Annotated in this window: 15 protein-coding genes and 1 tRNA gene; 10 read left to right on the top strand and 6 right to left on the bottom strand. The window is 68.9% G+C overall.

What is annotated here, in order from left to right; translation table 11 throughout:
* Window positions 1-518: 518 nt before the first annotated feature.
* Both M3Q23_11145 and M3Q23_11140 read right to left on the bottom strand, forming a co-directional pair.
* Window positions 519-1,736, bottom strand: coding sequence for a hypothetical protein (locus M3Q23_11145; protein MDP9342622.1), 1,218 nt, complete (start codon window positions 1,734-1,736; stop codon window positions 519-521).
* A gap of 149 nt (window positions 1,737-1,885) precedes the next feature.
* On the bottom strand, window positions 1,886-2,488 hold the full coding sequence (locus M3Q23_11140) for a hypothetical protein (protein ID MDP9342621.1): 603 nt from the start codon (window positions 2,486-2,488) through the stop codon (window positions 1,886-1,888).
* A 268-nt stretch (window positions 2,489-2,756) separates the two neighbouring features.
* Between M3Q23_11140 and M3Q23_11135 the strand changes: the two genes are divergently transcribed.
* Together M3Q23_11135 and M3Q23_11130 are read left to right on the top strand one after the other, a co-directional pair.
* Window positions 2,757-3,182 (top strand): molybdenum cofactor biosynthesis protein MoaE, encoded by a 426-nt coding sequence (locus M3Q23_11135; protein MDP9342620.1) that lies wholly within the window; start codon window positions 2,757-2,759, stop codon window positions 3,180-3,182.
* On the top strand, window positions 3,183-4,190 hold the full coding sequence (locus M3Q23_11130; GenBank protein MDP9342619.1) for a rod shape-determining protein: 1,008 nt from the start codon (window positions 3,183-3,185) through the stop codon (window positions 4,188-4,190).
* 24 nt (window positions 4,191-4,214) lie between these two features.
* On the opposite strand, the gene M3Q23_11125 is transcribed toward M3Q23_11130, so the two are convergent.
* The gene (locus M3Q23_11125; protein MDP9342618.1) at window positions 4,215-4,568 is read right to left on the bottom strand and encodes a hypothetical protein; all 354 of its coding nucleotides are present in this window, start codon (window positions 4,566-4,568) and stop codon (window positions 4,215-4,217) included.
* Between the two features lie 78 nt (window positions 4,569-4,646).
* Between M3Q23_11125 and M3Q23_11120 the strand changes: the two genes are divergently transcribed.
* The 3 genes from M3Q23_11120 to M3Q23_11110 all read left to right on the top strand — a co-directional run bounded on the left by M3Q23_11120 (window position 4,647) and on the right by M3Q23_11110 (window position 8,623).
* Window positions 4,647-5,615: a PDZ domain-containing protein gene (locus tag M3Q23_11120; protein ID MDP9342617.1), complete on the top strand. Its 969-nt coding sequence runs from the start codon at window positions 4,647-4,649 to the stop codon at window positions 5,613-5,615.
* 57 nt (window positions 5,616-5,672) lie between these two features.
* Window positions 5,673-8,510 (top strand): UPF0182 family protein, encoded by a 2,838-nt coding sequence (locus M3Q23_11115; protein ID MDP9342616.1) that lies wholly within the window; start codon window positions 5,673-5,675, stop codon window positions 8,508-8,510.
* A gap of 39 nt (window positions 8,511-8,549) precedes the next feature.
* A tRNA-Met gene (locus M3Q23_11110) sits at window positions 8,550-8,623 on the top strand.
* Window positions 8,624-8,683: 60 nt separating this feature from the next.
* Here the strand turns inward: M3Q23_11110 and M3Q23_11105 are convergent.
* Window positions 8,684-8,944 carry a hypothetical protein gene (locus tag M3Q23_11105; protein MDP9342615.1) on the bottom strand — a complete coding sequence of 87 codons (261 nt, stop codon included), beginning with the start codon at window positions 8,942-8,944 and terminating at the stop codon, window positions 8,684-8,686.
* A gap of 55 nt (window positions 8,945-8,999) precedes the next feature.
* Between M3Q23_11105 and M3Q23_11100 the strand changes: the two genes are divergently transcribed.
* Window positions 9,000-10,085, top strand: coding sequence for a winged helix DNA-binding domain-containing protein (locus M3Q23_11100; protein MDP9342614.1), 1,086 nt, complete (start codon window positions 9,000-9,002; stop codon window positions 10,083-10,085).
* Window positions 10,086-10,095: 10 nt separating this feature from the next.
* Here the strand turns inward: M3Q23_11100 and M3Q23_11095 are convergent, their stop codons facing one another.
* A complete protein-coding gene (locus M3Q23_11095; protein ID MDP9342613.1) occupies window positions 10,096-10,497 on the bottom strand; it encodes a RidA family protein in 402 nt (133 codons plus the stop codon).
* A 145-nt stretch (window positions 10,498-10,642) separates the two neighbouring features.
* Between M3Q23_11095 and M3Q23_11090 the strand changes: the two genes are divergently transcribed.
* Window positions 10,643-11,065, top strand: coding sequence for a cyclic nucleotide-binding domain-containing protein (locus M3Q23_11090; GenBank protein ID MDP9342612.1), 423 nt, complete (start codon window positions 10,643-10,645; stop codon window positions 11,063-11,065).
* A gap of 34 nt (window positions 11,066-11,099) precedes the next feature.
* On the opposite strand, the gene pknB is transcribed toward M3Q23_11090, so the two are convergent.
* The gene (gene pknB, locus M3Q23_11085) at window positions 11,100-12,545 is read right to left on the bottom strand and encodes a Stk1 family PASTA domain-containing Ser/Thr kinase (protein ID MDP9342611.1); all 1,446 of its coding nucleotides are present in this window, start codon (window positions 12,543-12,545) and stop codon (window positions 11,100-11,102) included.
* Between the two features lie 68 nt (window positions 12,546-12,613).
* Between pknB and M3Q23_11080 the strand changes: the two genes are divergently transcribed.
* The 3 genes from M3Q23_11080 to M3Q23_11070 are packed head-to-tail and all read left to right on the top strand — an operon-like array spanning window position 12,614 to window position 15,306.
* The gene (locus tag M3Q23_11080; GenBank protein ID MDP9342610.1) at window positions 12,614-13,621 is read left to right on the top strand and encodes an LLM class flavin-dependent oxidoreductase; all 1,008 of its coding nucleotides are present in this window, start codon (window positions 12,614-12,616) and stop codon (window positions 13,619-13,621) included.
* Between the two features lies 1 nt (window position 13,622).
* The gene (locus tag M3Q23_11075) at window positions 13,623-14,396 is read left to right on the top strand and encodes an alpha/beta hydrolase (protein ID MDP9342609.1); all 774 of its coding nucleotides are present in this window, start codon (window positions 13,623-13,625) and stop codon (window positions 14,394-14,396) included.
* A complete protein-coding gene (locus tag M3Q23_11070) occupies window positions 14,389-15,306 on the top strand; it encodes a glycosyltransferase (GenBank protein ID MDP9342608.1) in 918 nt (305 codons plus the stop codon). Before M3Q23_11075 ends, M3Q23_11070 begins: the two co-directional genes overlap by 8 nt.
* Window positions 15,307-15,312 lie beyond the last annotated feature (6 nt).

Genomic DNA, 15,312 nt, shown 5'->3' with positions numbered 1-15,312 from the left:
GGTGCGGTACTGGGTGGTTCCGTCGCTATAGGCGACCACCAGTCCTCCAAACCCTAGCACCCCCGCCCGAGTAGCGGTCAGACCAATGATGACTTCTTCTTGCTGGCGTGAAGTCCCGAAGGGAAGGATCCGCTCCCCAAAATCAGCGATCGCGGATGATGGACCGAGGCCGGGTGGCGGGAAGCCGGGCTCGATCCCAGTCGTCGGCCCGTTGGCGGAGACGAACCGTACGCCCAAGACTTGCAAACCGGGGGAACGCGCCACTAGGTCCACAGCAGAGACGCTGACTGGGGATTGCCCGAAGTTGCGCAGGATGAGGAGGCCGACCGAAACGGGCTGATGAATATTGGCCAGGATCGTGCCGCCTTGTGGCTGGCACGCTTTGCAGTAGAGCGGGTCGGCATGCCCAGCCGATGAGCTTCGTCGGATCGGACTCTCGCCACTAGCACACGCCATATCTGAGACAGCGACCACTGCGAGCACCATAGCCGGAAGCAGACGCCGGCGGAGGCGCAACCTTAAGCCCCAGCGAAGATTCGGTGAGAACTATCGATGTGAGCGTCGTTACCGCAAAGATAGTGGTCGTGATCGTTCGAGCCGAAGTGCCACTGCACATCGACGTTAGGCGACAGGCCGCTGTGGGCGTTCGTGGTTTTCCCTCCCGCAAGCGTAGACAAGGTGGCCGCGAAGAAGAAGGTGACGTATTGGTTTGCAGACCGATAATATGCCGTCCCAGAACCGAACTTCGAGACGTATTGTGAATACGTGCTGGTACACTGGTGGTCAAAACTCGAGTTGTCGCTTCCATCCGTCATGCCTTGCGTCCAATTAGTCGGGACGATCTCATAAAGATTGTACGGCTGACAGCCGCCTCCCCAGTAGTACTCCGTGTAGTTGAAACCCGACCGGATGCGATGGCCCCAATTGTCTGTCGTTACCTTGCGAAGGACGGTTGCTCCCGCGTTGGTGCCGACGTGGACCTGTGATGGTTCGATAGCCCAGTTATTCTGGTTCCCGCAGTCGCTGTCCGCTTTGCAGTCCAGTGCATTGACATAGGTGTCAGCCGTGGGGCCATAAGTCAGCTGGGCGTAGCTAATGTCGCCCGCCGTATGGATCTCCCCAACCACTGTCTGAGCTCCCTGGTTCGCGATAAAGTGGCGGCTACAGTCCGTCGCTATCGACTGCACCAGCTGATCGAAAGTCAGGGTGGGAACCTGGGCATCCGGTGGAATGAGGATTTGATTCTGGGGACCAACTCGGGGGCCCGGGACCACGACGTCACATTCCGTCAGAGTGTCGCACCCCTGTCCAAGGGTGGGATCTGGGACATCGAAGGGTGTATCCCAGCTTGAGCCGGTGAAGAAGGAAGTGAAGACGACATGATACAGATGCGACTCCGTAATACCATTGATCTTGACCTTGCTCACTCCCGCCAGGAAGAAGTTGTCCCAGCCACCATTTGAGGCGGCCTCGCTCGCAAGTTCCGGCGTTTGAGGCGTGGCGAGCTCAAAGTTACCCTCTTCATCGGTGGAAGTAGACACTACTAAGGGAAGCAATTGCTCAGATCCAATTGCAGGCGCATCGCCGGGATACGGAAGCAGGAACAGAAAAACCTGGCTATCAACCACGACCGCCGGAGGGGAGGCGCTCCCGACAAGCAGTTGGCCAGTAAAGATGACCGGGTCGCCCGCAGCTGCATGAACCAGAGGAGTTCTAGCTGCGAGCGGCAGAGCCACGCCCAGAAGAAGTACGAGAGCGGAGCGTAGGCACCGCCGAACAAGTTCCATCAGGAACTCCCTTCTATCGGGATCGCCGACGGGGCTGTACCCTTTGGAGGGCCTACCCAAACCCTGGAACCCGACAGACTCACTCATCGTGTAGGCGCCTACCTTTGTCTCAAACAGTCACTAGGGATAAGAAGAACGGGTTCACGATGATTCCGGCGGCCACGGTAACGGCTCGGGTTTTCCGAGAGTCGCTGCCGAGCACGCCGACGAATCCTGGAGTCGAGCCGCCTCATCGGTTCACCGAGCGGGCGATCGGTCTCGATCACTCGTCGTATCCGCGCTGACACATAGGTCCAATCAATGGCCTCCAGGTTCGCCGCGGCCACCGCGAGAGCCGACTGGAACTCGATTTCCTCGCGACGCTCGTTGATGGTCGCTTGCTTCAGGCGGTCGAAGTAAAGGTCGTCCAAGCCGATGAGTCTGGCCCTGCCGGACCCTACGGGCGTCTCCACCGTCCGCCTCTCGATTCCATCGATCCGTGAGTCGGGGAATTCGACCGCGACCTGCGCTTTCGGGTGGTACCAGTGCCGCCCCTCCAGCTCGAAGCCCAGCGAGCCAAGCGTCTTGCGGTCTGATTCCGTGAGTGGAACGCAGATGTCGAGGTCAGGCTCGTGGTACTCGGCGGACGTCCAGTACACCTCGGCGGTACCACCGACGACGATCGGGTCGTGGGTCAGGGCTTCGCGAAGGGCAGCGGCCACGAGCAGGTGGCGCGTCAGCCGGGACGGCCTGGGTCTAGCGGCCGCTTGGGCGAGCAAGCGTCGGGATTTCGAAACGCTCACGCGTGAGGTCGCCCGCGATCGAGGTCTTTGCCTCTGCACTGGAAGGAGAACGCTCCCACGGATTGAACCGATAGTCCCCAAGGACCTGCCGAACCCGGCGGGCACGTTCCTCGCCGCTAGGGGCGCGGTCTGGTCTCCCCAGGACCAGTTCGATCGGCCATTCGCGACTCGTCCGTACAATGGGCCGATGGACGACCGGGTTCTCGTTCGGATCACCGCCGACGCCCTCGACGCCGGGGGTGCCCTGGCCTTCGTGTCCGACCCCGGCGCCGGCGGGACCTGCCTGTTCCTGGGCACGGTCCGGGACCACTCCGCCGCCGGCGACGTGACCGGCCTCCGCTACGAGGCCTGGGCCGAGCTGGCGGAGACCCGCTTGGCCGAGGTCGCCGGGGAGATGCTCGAGAAGTGGCCCGTCCGCAAGGTCGCCCTGCTGCATCGCACCGGCCCCCTCGACGTGGGCGAGGCGTCGGTCGTGGTGGCCTGCTCGGCTCCCCACCGGGCGGAGGCGTTCGAGGCCTGCCGCCACGGCATCGAACGGATCAAGGAAGACGCGCCGATCTGGAAGAAGGAAGCCCTCACCTCCGGCGAGTCGCACTGGGTGATGGGCAGCTAGTTGGGTCGCGACCTGGCGATCGACCTCGGCACGGCGAACACCCTCGTGTACCGGCAGGCCGAGGGCATCGTGTTCGACCAACCCACCGTCATCGCGCTGAACACGCGCTCCGGCGACGTCCTGGCCATGGGCGACGACGCGTGGGAGATGATCGGGCGGACCCCGGGGAACGTGGTGGCGATGCGGCCCCTCCGGCACGGGGCCATCACCGACTTCGACATCACCGAGCACATGATCCGGCTGATCCTGAAGCGGGTCGGCGTGAGCCGGTTCCCCAGGCCCCGGGTCCTGATCTGCGTCCCCTCGGCCATCACGGAGGTGGAGCGACGCGCGGTGAAGGAGGCCGCCCGCAGCGCCGGTGGTCGGGAGGTGGCGCTGGTCGAGGAGCCGCTGGCGGCGGCCATCGGCGCGGGCCTGCCGGTCCACGAGCCCATCGGCAACCTCATCGTGGACATCGGCGGGGGGACCTCCGAGATGGCCGTCATCTCGATGGGCGGCATCGTCACCGGGAAGGCCATCCGCGTGGGCGGGTTCGACATGGACGCCGCCATCCAGCAGCACGTCCGGAAGGTCTACGGCATCGCGGTGGGGGAGCGGACCGCCGAGCAGATGAAGATGGCCATCGGCTCGGCCTACCCCACGCCCGGCCTGCCCGGTGCCCAGGTCCGGGGCCGCGACCTCGCCACCGGGATGCCGAAGGAGGTCGAGGTCAGCGAGGAGGAGGTGCGCGAGGCCCTCTCGGAATCGGTCCAGCGCATCGTGGAGGCCACCCGCGACACCCTGGCCCAGTCCCCGCCCGAGCTGGCCCACGACGTGCTGGAGACCGGGATGTTCCTGACCGGGGGAGGAAGCCTCCTGCACGGCCTGGCCGTCCGGCTGGCCAAGGAGTGCGAGGTCCCGGTCCACCTCACCGAGCAGCCCCTGGAGACGGTGGTGCTGGGGGCCGGGCGGATGCTCGACCATCTGTCGGACTACCGGTCGGCATTCCTGTTCACCCGGGGCGCCTGAAAGGAGCCGCTCGGTCGGTGCGAGCTACCGGCCCACGAACCGGGCCAGCTCCATCCCGGCCAGCCGGGCCACGCCGACCGCCGTCCCGGCCAGGGCCCCCGCAGCCGCGGCCAGCAGCACCACCAGTCCCAGGAGCCTGAGGACCCGCCGCCACATCGTGGTGGGCCGCTCCTCCGCCCGCAGCCACACGTCGAAATCCAGCGGCGGCGGCCCTCCGGAAACCGCGGCCGCGCGGGACAGGCTCCACCCCCGGAGCTCCTCCACGTGGATCCTCCGGCGCCGGGCGCTCGAGCCCGTGGGAGGCGAGGCCACGTGCCACGCCACGGCGGTCGAGGCGACGGCCGCGACCGCCAACACGCCCACCACCACAGCGACCATGGGGCGACATTGTGCGTCAACGGGCACCGGACCGCGACCCCCGGTTGGGGCGGGACGTCCCGTACGATGGGCCGGTCCATGAACCGCAAGCTGGCCGCCCTCGTGCCCGTCGCCGCCCTCCTGGCGGCCCTGTGGTCGGTGTCGCTGCCCTACTTCGCCGAGGGTCCCGGGCCGGCCCGCGACGTGGAGCCGCTCATCCGCATCTCCGGGCACGACGAGTTCCCCTCTCGCGGCCATTTCATCCTGACCTCCGTCGGGTTCACCCCGGTCAACGCCTTCCAGGCCATCGGGGCGTGGCTGGACCCCGCCCGCAACGTGGTGGCCGAGGACGTGCTCATCCCCCCGGGAGAGTCCAGCCAGGAGGCGACCCGGCGGTCGGTCTCCCAGATGGACCAGAGCAAGATCGACGCGGCCGTGGTGGTGCTGTCCCGGCTGGCCGGGTACCCGAAGTCCCACGGCCAGGGCCTGCTGGTGGAGAGCGTGGGGGACGGGTGCCCGGCGGACGGGAAACTGTTCCCGGGCGACCTGCTGGTGGCGGTGAACGGGAAGCCGGTGCCGGACTCCGACGCCCTGGGGCGGATCATCCGGGCCACGCCCGGCAGCACGCCGGTCCGGTTCCTGGTGAAGGTCTCGGGGCGGACCTTCCCGGTCCCGATCACGCCGCGCCGGTGCCAGGGCGCGGGGCGGCGTCTGGTGGGGATTACCACCGTGCCCAACTTCCCCTTCCCCATCACCATCTCGAGCGGCGACATCGGGGGGCCGTCGGCCGGCCTGATGTGGGCGCTCGGCCTGTACGACCTGCTGACCCCTGGCGATCTCACCGGCGGCCGCACCATCGCCGGGACCGGCCAGATCGAGCTCGACGGCACCGTCGTGCCCATCGGCGGGGTGCAGCTGAAGATCGCCGCCGCCAAGGCCGCGGGGGCCACGGTGTTCCTGCTTCCACGGGGGAACCTGGCCGACGCTCGGGAGGTGGCCGGGAAGCTCCCCCTGGTCCCGGTGGACCGGTTCCAGGACGCCCTGGCCTACCTCCGGGGCGGCTCGTGAGGACGGGGAAGCGCGGGCACCGGTGATACATTGAGCGCCCGCGAGGGCGGAGGGAACGTGGCGCAGGCGATCCGGGGGGGTAGACGACGGTGGCTGATCGCCCTCGGCGTGGCCGTCGTCCTGGTCATCATCGCCCTGAACGTCCTGTCTGGCTTCTACGTGGACCTCCTGTGGTTCCGGGAAGTCCACTTCTCGAGCGTCTTCTGGACCATCTTCTGGTCGAAGGTCGTCCTGGGGTTGGTGTTCGGCGTGGTGTTCTTCGCCGTCGTGTTTGCCAACCTGCTCATCGTCCGCCGCCTGACCCCGCCGTTCCGGGTGTTCACGCCGGAGCAGGAGGTCATCGAGCGCTACCGGGTGGCGGTGGAGCCCTACGTCAAGTGGATCCTGCCTGCCTTCTCGGCGCTGGTGGCCCTGTTCGTGGGCATCGGCGCATCGTCTGAGTGGCAGAACTTCCTGCTGTGGCGGCACTCGGGCGGGGTGACCTTCCACACCGTGGACCCCCAGTTCCACAAGGATCCGGCGTTCTACATCTTCAAGCTGCCGTTCCTGCATTTCGTCCAGGGGTGGCTGTTCTCGGCACTGGTCGGGATCACCGTCATCGTGGCCATCGCCCACTACCTGTGGGGCGGCATCCGCCTCCAGGCCACCGGCGAGCGGGTGACGCCGCAGGTGAAGTCGCATCTATCGGTCCTGCTGGGGCTGATCGTCCTGGTCAAGGCGTGGGGCTACTGGCTGGGCCGCTTCGACCTGGTGGTGTCCGGGCGCGGGGTCGGCACCGGGGCCTCCTACACCGACGTCCACGCCCAACTGCCCGCGCTGACCCTGCTGGTGTTCATCGCCATCGGCTGCGCGGTGGCGTTCCTGGTGAACATCCGGTTCCGGGGATGGGCGCTGCCGGCCATCGCGCTGGGGCTGCTGGTGCTGGCCTCCGTCGTGGCGGGCGGGATCTTCCCGGCGGCCATCCAGCGCTTCTCCGTTGCGCCGCAGCAGCTCCAGCGGGAGGAGCCCTTCATCGCCCGAAACATCCACTCCACCCGGGTGGCGTTCCAGTTACGGAAGATCCAGAGCCAGGACATCACGCCGTCACCGGACCTCACGTCGACGGAGGTCACGTCGAACGAGACGACCGTGTCCAACATCCGGCTGTGGCAGCCCGTCCCCATCCTCAAGGACAACTACGACCAGCTCCAGCGGATCCGCCAGTACTACGAGTTCCAGGACGTGGACGTGGACCGGTATCAGCTCGGCAACGCCCAGCGGATGGTCATGATCTCGGCGCGGGAGGTCAGCCAGAACGGCATCCCCGGCAACGCCGGGACGTGGCAGAACCGGCACCTCGTGTACACGCACGGGTACGGCGCGGTGGCCAGCCAGGTCAACACGGCCACCACCGAGGGCCAGCCCGATTTCATCCTCCAGGACGTCCCGCCCAAGGGCCAGCTCCACCTGAACGGCCTCGGGAACCGCGTGTACTACGGCGAGCGCGAGGATGTCCCGTTCGTGCTGGTGGACTCGGGCGTGAAGGAGCTGGACTTCCAGAAGGACTCGGCGCAGCAGACCGCGCCGCAATACACCGGCCCGGGCGGGATCAAGATGGGCGGGTTCTTCGGCCGGCTGCTGTTCGCGTGGCGCTACAAGGACGTGAACCTGCTGATCTCGAGCCTGGTCACCGGCGACAGCCGGATCATGATCTTCCGCGACATCCAGGAACGGATCCCGAAGGCCGCGCCGTTCCTCCAGTACGACGCGGATCCGTACGCGGCGATCGTGGACGGGCGGCTGGTGTGGATCCAGGACGCCTACACGACGACCAACAACTATCCGTACTCGCAGCGGATCAGCCTGGGGAGCGCCACCCAGAGCGACCTGTCCGGCCAGGTCAACTACATGCGGAACTCGGTGAAGGTGGTCGTGGACGCCTACAGCGGCCAGATGAAGTACTACGTGGCCGACCCGACCGATCCCATCATCCAGGTGTGGGAGAACGCGTTCCCGGACCTGTTCACGCCGTTCAGCCAGGCCTCGGCGGACCTCCAGGCCCACTTCCGGTACCCGGAGGACCTGCTCATGGTCCAGGCCAACCAGTTCGCCCGGTACCACGTCCTGGACCCCACCGTCTTCTACGGCAACCAGGACGCGTGGGCCATCGCCACGGACCCCAACACCACCATCAGCGCCGGCTCGACGGGCTCGGCCCTGCGCCCGTACTACGTGGTCACGGCATTGCCGGGGAACAGCACCGAGGAGTTCTCCCTGATCCTGCCGTTCACCCCGGCCGAGCGGAACAACATGGTGGCGTGGATGGCCGCCCGCTCGGACCCCCAGAGCTACGGGCAGCTGGTGAGCTTCGAGTTCCCCTCCGGGACGAACGTCGACGGGCCGTTACAGATCTTCAACCGGATCAACTCGAACCCGAACTTCTCGTCGTTCCGCACGCTGGTCAGCCAGCAGGGCTCGAACCTGGTGTTCGGGAACTTCCTGGTGATCCCGATCGGGGACGGCTTCCTGTACGTGGATCCGGTATTCGTGCAGGGGGCCCAGTCGGGGTCGTTCCCCGAGCTGAAACGGGTGCTCGTGGTCCACGGGGGGTCGGTCGGGTTCGGCAACAACCTGACCGACGCCATCGCGGACTCCTTCAACCAGGCGCCCCCGACGCCGCCCTCCGGTGGGGGCACCGGACCCATCAACAAGCAGGTGGCGGCGTTGCTGGCGCAGGCCGTGCAGCTCTTCCAGGCGGCAGATGCGGCCCTGAAGGCCGGCGATCTGGGCACGTACCAGAAGGACATCCAGGCCGCGCAGAGCCTGATCGAGCAGGCCAACGCGCTGTCCACGAACCCCGGCCAGCCTACGCCCACCCCGAGCCCTTCACCCACTCCATCCCCCAGCGCCAGCTGATCTGGTGGGCGGGGACGGGCGGGGCTGCTAGCATCGTTCTGCGGGGTGGAGCAGTCCGGTAGCTCGCTGGGCTCATAACCCAGAGGTCACAGGTTCAAATCCTGTCCCCGCGACGAACGGAAGCCGCAGGTCATCGGCCTGCGGCTTCTCCTTTTGGGAGCTGGGCCGGACGGTTACGAGCTGCGGGCGGCGGCGACGGCGCTGACCAGCTCCTGGATCTGCGGGCGCTGCGATTCGTCGACGATGTAGTTCAGGATCGTCGTGTCCGGGCAGGTGATCCTCACGAACACGTCGTCGATGCCGAAGTCCCGGAGCATCTCGACGCGATAGCGGGCCGATCCGTCGGGGCCGATCCCGAAGACCTCGAGCACGCGCTCGCCGGGGTCGAACCGGAAGATGGCGTCGCGCGTCGGTACCTCGATCCGATCGGCCACGGCCGCACCGTAGCATGCGTCCATGCCCCGCCCGACCGCAGATTCGACGGCACGGTTGCGACGGATTCGCGAGGCGGCCCAGCTGCTGCACCGACCGCATCGGGCGAGCCCGGGCGACCTCGTGCGGCATCTCCTCGGGGTGCAGGCGCAGGTGCTTTCCGCCGCCCGGCTGGCCCTCGCCGCCCGCACGGACGGGCTCACGGCCGGGGCGGTCGAGCGGGCCCGGGTGGAGGAGCGGTCCATCGTCCTGACCTGGTTGATGCGCGGGACGCTGCATCTGGTGGCGGCCGAGGACTACGGATGGCTCCAGCCGCTGGTGGTCGAGCCCCGCGTGTCGAACTCGCGCCGCCGTCTGCACGAGCTCGGCCTGACCGGGGACCAACCCTACCGGGCGACGGCGGCGATCGAGCGGATGCTGGACCGAGAGGGACCGCTCACCCGGGCCGAGGTCCTGGCGCGGCTTCGACGACGCCGCATCCCGACCGGCGACCCGGCCATCGGTGTCCACCTGCTGTGGCTGGCGGCGTCGACCGGCCGGGTCTGCCACGGGCCGATCCGGAACGGCGAGCGGTACTTCGTGCTGGTCCGCGACTGGATCGGGGAGCCCGAACCGATGGAACGCGAGGCGGCGCTCGCGGAGCTGGCCGTTCGGTATCTGGCCTCCCACGGGCCCTCGACGCCCGAGGACCTGGCCTTCTGGTCCGGGATTCGGATGGGCGACGCCAGGCGGGCCTGGCGCGCCGTGGAGGACCGCATGGTCGAGGTCGAGCTGCCCGGGCCGGCTCGGACTCCCGGGGCGCGGCTGTGGGCACTCGGGTCAGGGCCGGACCAGGCGCCGCCCGGGCTGGTCCGGCTGGTCCCGTCCTTCGACGAGTACTTCCTGGGATGGAAGGACCGCGCATTCGCCGTCGAGCCCGGCGGGTGGAAGGTGATCAACCGTGGCGGCGGATGGCTCCACCCCGTCGTCCTCTCGGACGGTCGCGCTATCGGCACGTGGAAGGGGGAACGCGCGCCGGGGACGTTTCGAGTGGAGGTTCGTCCGTTCGACCGTTTGTCCCCGACGGTTCGAAGGAAGCTCGAGGCGGACGCGGCGCGGCTTGGAGCCTTTCTCGGAACGGCGACAGAGGTTCGGTTTCCCTAGCCCTGGCCGTTCATGGCACGTAGGCCTGGGCTTCCATCTCCACCAGCCATCGCGGATCCAGGAACCCCGTCACGACCACGAACGTGCCGGCCGGGCGGATCTCGGCGAAGACCTCGCCGTGGGCGCGGGCGACCTCCTCCCAGTCCTCTGCCCGGGTCAGGTAGATGCGGGTCCGAACCACGTCCTCCACCCGCGCCCCGGCCTCGGCCAGCGCCGCGGCTACGATCTCCAGGCACCGCCGGGCCTGGCGGTACGGATCGCCCGGCGGGTCGGACCCGTCTGGCATCACGGGCGCCGTGCCGGAGACGTACACGTGGTGGCCCATCGCCACCGCTCTGGAGAACCCGATCACCGGCTCGTATGGCGAGCCCGATGACACCAATCGCCGCGGCCCGCGTCCGTCGTCCCCCATCGAGGGTCGAGCGTACACGGCGGCCCGACGGCTGTGTCGGCTAAAATCGCGCGGCCGGGTTCGCTCGGCCGGGCGTGAGTGAGCGATGGTGCGAGCGCGCGAATCCGCGCATGGCGCGGCGTTCAACCAGGGGCGAGGAGGTCAGGTGGACACTCGAGGGGCGGTCGATCAGCTCGCCAAGGTCCCCATGTTCTCGGGATGCACGAAGCGGGAGCTCCAGGCCATCGTGCTGGCCGCCAAGGAGGTCTCCCATCCCGAGGGGCACGTGATCGCGCGGGAAGGCGATCGGGGAGTGGGGTTCTTCCTGATCACCGACGGCAAGGTCAAGATCAGCATCGGGGGAAAGGGACGGGCCACGCTCGGCCCCGGTGACTTCTTCGGCGAGATCTCCCTGCTGGACCGGGGCCCGCGAACGGCGACCGTCACCGCGATGACGCCGGTGAAGCTCATCGGCATCACGTTCTGGGTGTTCCGCGGATTGCTCGAGCAGCACCCGTCGATCGCCATGAAGGTGCTCGAGGTCCTGGCCACGCGCCTCCGAAACGTCACCAAGCTGCCCACGGGCTGAGCCTCACCGACGCGTGCCGGTCTCTCCGGGCCGGTCAGTCGCCCTCGCCGGGGAGGGTGATCTCGCCGCTCGGCGTCGGCTGAGCCTGCATAGCGGTGGCCAGGGCCTGGACGGCCTGGGTGAGCTGGCCGGCGTAGGCGGAGGAGATGTCGCCGTGCTGGACGGCCTGGGCGATCTTCCCAGCCAGGTCGGACAGCTTCTTGAGGGCGTCGTCCAGCTTCCCCTCCTGGTAGTCGTGGACGGCGTCGGCCGCGTGGTGGAGGACGTCCTGGGCCGCCTTGTCGCTGATCGCCCCGGAGGAGACCCCCCGCGAGAGGACGTTCGCCAGGTTGACCACGGCGTCCTGGACCGAGGACGTCGCGGGGGCGGGAGGCGAGGACGGATGATGCCCGCCTCCCGAGGGCCGGGGGGAGCCACCGGAGGCGTGCCGAATCGGGCCCCCGTTTCCGCCCAGCAACCCCACCACGATCAAGGCGACGATCGCGAGGACGGCGACCGCGGCCAGCACGAACGGCCATGCGCGGCGGCGGGCCGGCGGCCGCCCGGCAGGGGACGGTTGCGTTGGCGGGGCGACGACCGGCGGTAGGGTCGCGGTGCGGTCCCGGTCGAGCCGTTCGGTGTCGGGCTCCCCGACCGCGGTCGCACTGGCCGCCGCACCAGCCCGCGCCACTGCCTCCAGGTCGGACCGCATCAGCTCGGCCGACTGGTAGCGCTGCGCGGGGTCCTTGGCCAGGGCCCGGAGGGTGATGGCCTCGAGGGCCGGCGGCACGCCGGGACGGACGGCCGACGGCGGCACGGGCTCCTCCGTCACGTGCCGGTACGCCACCGCGACCGGGGAGGAGCCGGTGAACGGAACCCGCCCGGTCAGGAGCTCGTACAGCACGATCCCCAGCGAGTAGATGTCGCTCCGGCCATCGACGGGCTTGCCCTCGGCCTGCTCCGGCGAGAGGTACGAGGCCGTGCCCAGGATCGAGGTGGTCTGGGTGACCGTCTGTCCCGATGCCGCCCTGGCGATGCCGAAGTCCACGACCTTCACGTCGCCTTGTTCCGTGATCATCACGTTGCCCGGCTTGACGTCGCGGTGGACCAGGCCGGCCTCGTGGGCGAACGAGAGTGCCTCGGCCACCCGGGCCGAGATCGCGGCGGCCCGTTCCGGCGGAAGGGGCCCTTCGGCCGCGAGGACGTCCGCGAGGGTCCGTCCCGCCACGAACTCCATCACGATGAAATGCACGCCGCCGTCGGAGCCGGAGTCGTACACCGATACCACCGTCGGGTGGTTCAGTCGCGCCGCGGCCTGGGCCTCCCGACGAAACCGCTCGACGAAGGCGGGATCTCGCGCGTAATCCGAGGAGAGGACCTTGATCGCCACGGTGCGGGAGAGCACGGTGTCGGTTCCCCGGTACACCTGCGCCATCCCGCCCGACCCCAGCAGGCCCTCGACCCGGTAGCGCCCCGAGAGCGTGTGGTCGAGCTTCAGCATCTGGGCCTATGTACCCGTTCGCCCCCCGAGAACCACACCCCGTGTGGACGGGTACCCTTCGCCCCGGCATGCCCAGTCTGGGGATCGTGGTCGGCGGCGAGCTTCGCGGGCTCCCCGCGCTGGCCCGGATGGCCGAGGAAGCGGGCTACGAGAGCGTGTGGGTGGCGGAGACGGCCCGCTCGGCGTTCGTGCAGGCCACCCTGGTCTGCGAGGCCACCGAGCACGTCACGGTGGGAACCGCCGTCGCGCTGGCGTTCCCCCGGAGCCCGGCCATCACGGCGATGGCCGCGCGCGACCTGGCCGAGCTGTCCGCAGGCCGGTTCATCCTCGGCCTGGGTTCCCAGGTGAAACGGGTCAACGAGCAGCGGTTCTCGGTTCCCTTCGAGCATCCGGCCGCCAAGATGGCGGAAGCGGTCGAGGCCATCCGCGTGGTCCTGGACGCCTTCCACGGGAAGCCGCCCGAGCACCGCGGACGTTTCTACACCATCACCATGCCGCCGTTCCCGGGGGCCGGCCCCGCGCCGGGAACCGTGCCCATCTACCTGGCGGCCGTGAACGAGCGGATGGCCGAGGCGGCGGGGCGGGTCGCGGACGGCATCTCCGGCCACCCCATGACCAGCCCCAGATGGGTGGCCGAGGTCCTGAGGCCGGCTATCGAGCGGGGTGCCCGAAACGCCGGCCGGGATCCCGCGGAGATCAACGTGACCACGAACCTCATCGTGCAGGTGAACGCGGACCGGGAGGTGGCCCGGCAGGAGGCCGCGCTCCAGCTCGGCTTCTACGCCACCACCCGGACCTACGCCCCCGTGCTCGCCCTCCACGGGTTCGAGGACCGCGTCGGCGCGTTGCGCAAGGCGTTCGCGGCCGGCGACACCGCCGCCATGATCGAGATCGCGCTCCCCATGGTCGACACCCTGGCGGTGGCCGGAACTCCCGAGGAGGCCCGCGAACGGATCGCCGCGTACGACGGTATCGCCGACCGCCTGATCCTGGGAAGCGCCTGGGTGGGCCCGTCGCCCGAGCACCAGCGGGCCAGCTACGAGCTCCTGCTGAAGGCCTTCGCGCCGGGTCGCTGAGATGCCGTTGCTGGAGCGTCCAGGCGGTGCCCGGCTCTACTACGAGACGCACGGCGACCCGAACGCGCCGCCGATCGTGCTGCTGGAGGGGCTGGGTGGGGACATTCCCGGGTGGCGGCGGAACATCCCGCACCTGGCCCGGGAGCTGTTCGTGATCGCGTACGACTTCCGGGGGAACGGGCGCTCCGATCCACCCGACGAACCGATGACCATGACGACTTTCGTGGACGACACGGTGGCGCTGCTGGACGAGCTCGGGTTGCCGAAGGCGCACCTCTACGGGCAGTCGTTTGGCGGCATGGTGGCCCAGGAGCTGGTCCTGGCCCGTCCGGAGCGGGTCCTCACGTTGATCCTGGCGGCGACCCACTGCGGCGGGCGACACGTGATTCGTTCCCGGGCTGCGGTTCCGAAGGGCCAGCCGTTCCTGGCCCTGTACTCGGAGGCGTTCGCCCGGGCCCATCCGGAGCACGTGGCCGAGGACCTCCGCGTGGGAAGCGAGAGCCCCCAGAAGCCGCTGGGCCGGCGCGGTCAGTGGGAGGCCATGCAGGGGTTCGATTCGTACGGCCGGCTGCCCGGCATCCGGGTCCCCACGCTGGTCCTCCACGGCACCGAGGACCGGATGGTCGATCCGGCCAACGCACGCATCCTGGCCGAGATGATCCCGGGGGCGGAGCTGGTCCTGCTGAAGGGGGCCGGCCATGTGTATCACTCCGAGCAGGCCGAGGAGTCCGACCGGGCCGTGCTCGATTTCATCCGGAGGCACCCCGGTGGCTGACGTTCCGCCGGAAGTCGAACGCCTGGTCCGGGAGCGGGAGGAGCGCCGCCGTGCTCGCGACTTCACCGCCGCGGACAGACTCCGCCGGCGAATCCGGGAGCTGGGATTCGACGTGGAGGATTCTCCGGCCGGATCGCAAGTGACGCCGGTGTCTGCCCCGCGCCTCCCCAGGGTCACTCCGGACCAGGTTCCATCGGTCCTCGAGCAGCCGCCCTCGTTCGATGTCACCGTGCAGTGGCTGGTCCAGGGCTGGCCGGGGGACGTCCTCCGTGGCATCGACGGATTCCGGCGGCTCCAGGGCGAACGTTCCGTCCAGCATGTCGTCGTCGACGCGGCGGAAACGGACCCCGCGTCCTGGCCCCCGGACGTCGAGGTCGTTCCCCTGGACCGCGACCACGGCTGGGGGACCGGCCGCAACGTGGGTCTGAAGAGAACGGCCGGACGCATGGTCGTGGTCGCGGACGGATCGGTCGAACCGACGGGCGACGTCCTGGGACCGCTGGAGCGGGCGCTGAAGGACCCGGCGGTGGGCCTGGCGGGGCCTTTCGGCATCGTCACCGACGACCTCGACCGCTTCGAGGAGTCCGAGGGCCCGGACGTCGACGCCATCGAGGGGTACCTGGTGGCCGCTCGCCGGGAGGCCCTCGTCGAGGCCGGCGGTTTCGACGAACGCTTCCGGTTCTACCGGGCGGCCGACATCGAGCTCTCGTTCCGGGTCAAGGACCGGGGGCTCCGCTGCGTGGTGGTCCCGGTGCCGCTGGCCCGCCACGAGCACCGGATGTGGGCCAACACGCCAGCCGAGGAGCGCGACCGGCTGTCGGAGCGGAACTTCAACCGGTTCCTGGACCGGTGGCGGGGCCGGCTCGACCTGTGCGTGGCGCACCGGCACCCCGAGCCGACGGAGCGTTGAGCGGCC

The organism is Actinomycetota bacterium, assembly GCA_030774015.1.
Classification (GTDB): domain Bacteria; phylum Actinomycetota; class UBA4738; order UBA4738; family JACQTL01; genus JALYLZ01.
This window is presented reverse-complemented; position numbering and strand designations above follow the sequence as displayed.